Annotated in this window: 1 protein-coding gene; it reads right to left on the reverse strand. The window is 27.7% G+C overall.

Translation table 11 applies throughout. The annotated features are described in order from the left end of the window. Positions 1-216: 216 nt before the first annotated feature. A partial coding sequence (locus tag Q0P94_RS10485) for a hypothetical protein (protein ID WP_295116412.1) occupies positions 217-2,747 on the reverse strand: 2,531 nt, incomplete at its 5' end.

The raw sequence follows: 2,747 nt of genomic DNA on the forward strand, positions 1-2,747 counted from the left end.
CATTTTCTTCATTCAATCACTCGATTCAATGTTTTATAATAATAAAGTTAACATAATAAAAACTAAATTTAACTTTACAAAATATTATTTGTAAGTACTAATATATAAAAATTAATTATAAATTGATAAAAAATAAAATATATCTGAATATTTTTGAAACTGAAAAATTGATTGAAATAAAAAGAGAAAAAAAGAAAAAATAATGTCAAATAGACATTACTGGATAATTTTAATTAAATTTGTCATTCTGGATTTGCCATAGATTGTATAAACCTTATAATTTCCAACATTTAAATTAAGTTTAATTACAAATGAAGCCTGACCATACCTATTGGTTTTAGCAATATATGTTTTGCCCTTAATTTTAAAAATGACCTTTTTACCAATTAAAGGCTTTCCATTGGAATTAAGCAATTTAACCTTGTATGAGTAACTTTTTGATTTCTTATAAACTTTATTTAAAGTAATTAATACCGGTTTAATGGTGATTCTATTTACTACCTTAAATCCCTTATAAGTTGAAGAAACAATATATTTGCCATTCTTTAAATTAACCCTTATATATGCATAACCGTAAGCATTTGTCTTAACAAATTTTGTAATTTTACCAATAGTAATCTTAACAGTCTGTCCCGCACCGACAGCCCTTCCGTCATCATCAAATATGCGAACCTTATACATCTTTCCGCTGAATGCATATATTGTCAGATCTCTATTCTGGCTAATTCTTGGTACAACTTTAATCATTTTACTGACAGATTCATTGTTCCAGTCGTTTACAATAGTAATATTATAATTGCCGACCTTTTGAAGAACATCCATATATGCATAACCGTTTTCATCAGTATTAAGATGATACTCTGCATCATTTAAAATAAATGTTACACCTGATGAATTTAATGGATTGCCATTTTTATCCAATAAGAGAACCGAATATTTTGAATTATACGTTTTTGTAGTAATGTTACATGGTTCAAGGGATGTCTTTACAATGATATCATAGGAACTGCTAATCTGACGATAATTAACATCACCATACACAGTCACATTAATCAAATATTTTCCATTGTCCAAATTAACTTTAACTGAAGCCTGACCTTGGTCATCTGTCCAATTGATATAATTATGATTATTTAAATTAAACTGAATTTTCTTTCCAGCCAACAGATTACCCTCATCATCTGTTAATGTTACTTTAAATTCGCTGCCGCTTCGATAAACTGTTATGAAATCCTGAGCATGTAACATGTAATTTTTCACATCAACTGTAAAATTGGCGCAAACCGGCTCGTATTCATATAATTCATCGCCAACAATAATCACATCAATGAAATATATTCCATTTGACAAATTACTTAAACGGATAACCTCATCTTTAAAATCATTGATTTGATAAACAGAACCATTAATGTTTATATTAACTAATGAAACGATATCTGAAGCATTAATGGAAATATCTGCCATATTCAGATATACACTTTTGGAAATACTGAAAGTGACATTACGTTTGACTGTTATGCTACTGGTTGAATTTGCTTTGAAATAATCCCCATCACCTTCAAAAATTACATGAACAGTATAAATTCCTTTAGTTAAATTAAATAAAAGATTTACTTGACCTTTTTCATCTGTTTTTCTATTAAATGTCTCATTATCCAATATGATTATTAAAGAACGATCAACTAACGGATTACCATCTTCATCAACCAAACTGATATTGAATAACATATTATTCTCTTCAAAAGTGATTAAATCATTGGTGATAATCTTTGATTTTCTGATATCAATAATGAAATTACCTGTTGCATTATTGAAATCATATTTATCAATATCCAATAAAACTCCAACAGTATAATTGCCATTATCCAAATTAAACAAATCGAAATTTGCAAAACCATCAGCAAGAGACAAAATGTAGGAATTATTATTGACAATCAGAGTTACGTTATCACAAATCGGTTCTGAAACATTTATAGAAAAAGTAACATTATTGGCAAACTTATCCATAAATAAATCAACATTAACCTTATTTTTAACTTTAATGTCAGTTATTGCCTTAGACATCCTATAATCATTATCTCCATTAAATCCAATTTTAACAGAATAATGTCCAGGATTTAAATGAATTGGAATGTTTATCTCACCATTTACATCAGTAATAGCTACCTGAGAACTTCCATTTAAAACAAATTCAACAGTCTTGTTGGAAAGGATATTGCCATCACCATCTATAAGTTTAACTGTATAATTTAAATTATCCTCATCATTGACAATCAAATCGCCGGCAATTATTCGAGTGTCTTTAATATTGACTGAAAATGTTTTATTGATGATTAAATTTTCATAAACACTTTCTTGTGGAAATATAATTTTTGAAACGTTATAAACCCCATTTTTTAAATTTGACAATTCAAGACATGCAAATCCATCAACAAACATTACTGAATAATTATTTCCATTTACAACAAGTGTTGCGTCAATATCCACGTCATTGTCAAGGGTCAAATTAACAGTTACATTGTCAAACACTCTTGCAGTATTTAAATTTAAATTCAATTTTTGTTTTTCAATTTCTACAGTGTCATAATCCATGGATGATGCATAACCTGTTGCATTAAATATTACATAAATGACATTTTGAGTATTTAAAAACTTGAATGGGATATTAGCTATTCCTTTAGATACATTTGCCTCATAATCAACATCATTTACATTGAATATAACCTTTCCATAATTGACCAAATTGC

The sequence above is a fragment of the uncultured Methanobrevibacter sp. genome (genome assembly GCF_946184425.1).
Taxonomy (GTDB): Archaea; Methanobacteriota; Methanobacteria; order Methanobacteriales; family Methanobacteriaceae; genus Methanocatella.